Origin of the sequence: Chryseobacterium sp. HMWF035, from assembly GCF_003094695.1 — a bacterium.
GTDB lineage: Bacteria > Bacteroidota > Bacteroidia > Flavobacteriales > Weeksellaceae > Chryseobacterium > Chryseobacterium gambrini.
On record NZ_QEHP01000153.1, the window covers coordinates 13,585 to 16,812 of the forward strand.

A 3,228-nucleotide genomic window follows, 5' to 3' on the forward strand; every position below is an offset into this window, starting at 1 on the left:
GAAGAAATTCTATCCTACACTTGCTGACCTGAACGCAGCAACCAACGAAATTACAACTCCTGCCAATTATCTTTCCGCAGCAGGAATTGTCTATGTAAAAGTAACAACCAATGAAGGATGTACAGGAAATGCTAAAATAACTCTGGCTTATCTTCCGACTCCGGTGGTAACAGAAGCTACCATCAGCGAATGTTATCTTGAAAATAATGAAACAAAAGCGGCATTCAACCTTTCGCTTGCCAATGTTTCCACAGAATCGCCTATTACCAAAAAGTATTATCCGACTTTTGTTGATGCAAGCAACGGAACAAATGAAATCCTGAATCCGTTAGCATACATTTCAGGCAATGCTTCGGTTTACATCCGAGTATACAACTCAAACGGATGTTATGCAATTGCCAAAGTAAACTTAGTGGTGATTCCTCCGAAAAGATCTACGGTTCTCGTGGATAAGATCATCTGTATCGACGGAAGAACAAATCTTGACGCAGGACCGGGATATCAGTCTTACCTGTGGAGCACGGGAGCAACCACTCAGGTATTATCAGGAGTTCCGGTAGGAGATTACTGGGTCATCCTTAAAGACAACGGATGTTCCGTAAAACAGTTTGTAAGCGTGAAAAAAGCAGTAGATCCTGTTATTTCGGAAATTGAAATTTCAAACAATACAGCAACGGTAAAAGTAACAGGAGGAAAAGCACCTTATAAATACGCAGTGGATTCTCCTACCAACTGGCAGGATTCCAATGTATTTACAGGACTTTCAAGAGGACAGCATACGTTCTATGTGAAAGACGCCTACAACTGTACCCCAATCTTTGTTGAGGTAACGGTTCCGAATTTGTTAAACGCCATCACGCCGAATGGGGATAATAAAAATGACTTCATCGATTACAGCGAACTGGCGTACAAGGAAAATTTAAGCTTCGTGATCTACGACCGATACGGAAATAAAATTTTTACAGGAAATAAATTCAACAACTACAAATGGGACGGTAAACATTTCGACAAGAAAATACTTACAGGAACCTATTGGTACCACATCAACTGGAATGAACCCAACAAGGAAAAAACACCGATTAAATATTCAGGATGGATCCTTGTTAAAAATATTGACTAAGCAAACAAAAAAGCTGAATCCTAAAGCCACGATTTTTTATCGTGGCTTTTTTACGTATTTATAACCATTTTTTTGGAAATATTATTAAGAACATATTAAATATTCTGTTATTTTTGCAAGAATCCTAATTCTATAATTATGAATAAAATTCTACTGTCTTTTGTACTGATGCTTTTCGGCATAAGTACTCTTTTTGCACAGAGGGATACAGAGCACTGGATTGCACCTTACTATGCATCCGCAACAGGATATACCAATGCGTTATATCTTTCAACAGACTCTACCACTCCTTTTGATGTAAAAATTTATAACAATAATACTTTGCTTACCACCGTTACCATCAGCAAAGGAAATCCTCAATCGTATACCGTTCCTCTCGCTAATATAACAGCTACAGCTTCAGCCGATGCTTTTACGGTAGGTACAAAAGGTTTATATCTTAAAGGAGACAAACCGTTTTACTGTACATTGAGATCTGCACAAAGTGTGCACGGAGAAATTATTACATCCAAAGGTAAAGCAGGAATCGGGAAATTATTCTTTGCAGCTAATGCACCCAATACAACCGCAGGAACCGGATCGGGTAATAATTTCACAGCAGGAATTTTGGCTACGGAAGACAATACATCAGTTACCGTAACCTGGACAACATCAGGAATTCAGTTTATCGGTGCTCCCGCCACTTTTACAGGAAATACTCAAACCTTTACTTTAAATAAAGGACAGTCTTATATTTTAGCCGGGAACAATAGTACTCCGGCAAATCTTACCGGATTTATCGGAGCCAAAATAGTTTCCGATAAGCCTATCAGTTTAACCAATGGAAGCGCCAACGGAAACTTTGGAGCAGGAAGTTCGGGCGGTTCAGATTTAATTATGGACCAGTCGGTTCCGGTGGAAAGACTGGGGAACACTTTTGCCATGGTAAAAACAAGATCTACCGCTCCTGCCGAAAATATGGAGGGAGGAATTGTTATTGCCACAGAAGACAATACTCAGATATTTGTTAATGGCGGAACGACTCCATTAGCAACAATCAATGCCGGAGAATGGTACAGAATTAACGAAACCAATTATGTACAGCAAGGTACAAGCGGACATTTTAATATGTTGGTATCCACTTCTAAAAATGTATACCTTTATCAATTAGTGGGAGTAGGTACTTCAAACAATACAGGAGGCTACAATTATATTCCACCATTGAACTGCTTCCTTCCAAGAAAAATTGACGAGATCGGAAAGATTAACGAAATGCCGGGAATTTCCGGAATTACTTTAAAGTTAAATATCTTAACTGAAACAGGAGCTGCTGTTACGTACAGCATCGACGGCGGACCGGCAACCACTCCAACCGCTGCTCAGGGACCTTATCCATTAACCGGAAACACCAACTGGGTAACCTATGCCATCGATAATCCTACTGGAAATGTGACAGTAACTTCCACCAAAGCGGTAACAGCCGGAGTTAATGGTGGATACAGCTCCGCAGGGTACGGTGGATATTTTGCAGGATTCTCTTCCATCCCGGTAATTGCAAAACAGACAGGAGACTGTATTCCGGGGATTATTCTTGAGGTTGACGACAGCTATGAAACGTATCAGTGGTATCTGAACGGAAACCCGATCACCGGAGCAACACAAAACGTTTATACGCCTACCGTAGCAGGAAACTATACCGTGAAAGTAACCATGGGAACCTGTCCGCCCGTTACCACTCCCATCTATAAAGTTTTTTCATGTGTAAGAAATACAACAGCAGCTCTTAATGCCTGTGCAACGAAAGTCATTACTCCGGCTTTCTCGTTCACCACAACACAGACGCCTGTTGCAAGTACGGTAACCATTCTTACCTATCCGACAAACGGTACAGCAACGGTAAACGGCGCAGGACAGATTACCTATATTCCGAATCCGGGATATTTAGGTCCCGATACTATTGTTTACCAGTTCTGCGGAAATGCTCCCGAATTTATTGACTGTGAAAAGGTAACTTTAAATCTTACAGTGGTACCGTTTATTTTAACGGACACCACCATCAAAGCATGTCAGTACAACGGAAAAGGATTCTTTGATCTTACCGCAGCCAATGTAACGACATATTCACCGGT

At 40.9% G+C, this 3,228-nt stretch carries 2 protein-coding genes; both read left to right on the forward strand.

Translation table 11 applies throughout. From position 1 onward, the window contains the following. On the forward strand, positions 1-1,120 hold a 1,120-nt coding region (locus DD829_RS23005), incomplete at its 5' end, for a gliding motility-associated C-terminal domain-containing protein (RefSeq protein WP_133240957.1). A 138-nt stretch (positions 1,121-1,258) separates the two neighbouring features. Continuing rightward, on the forward strand, positions 1,259-3,228 hold a 1,970-nt coding region (locus DD829_RS23010; protein WP_228408278.1), incomplete at its 3' end, for an Ig-like domain-containing protein.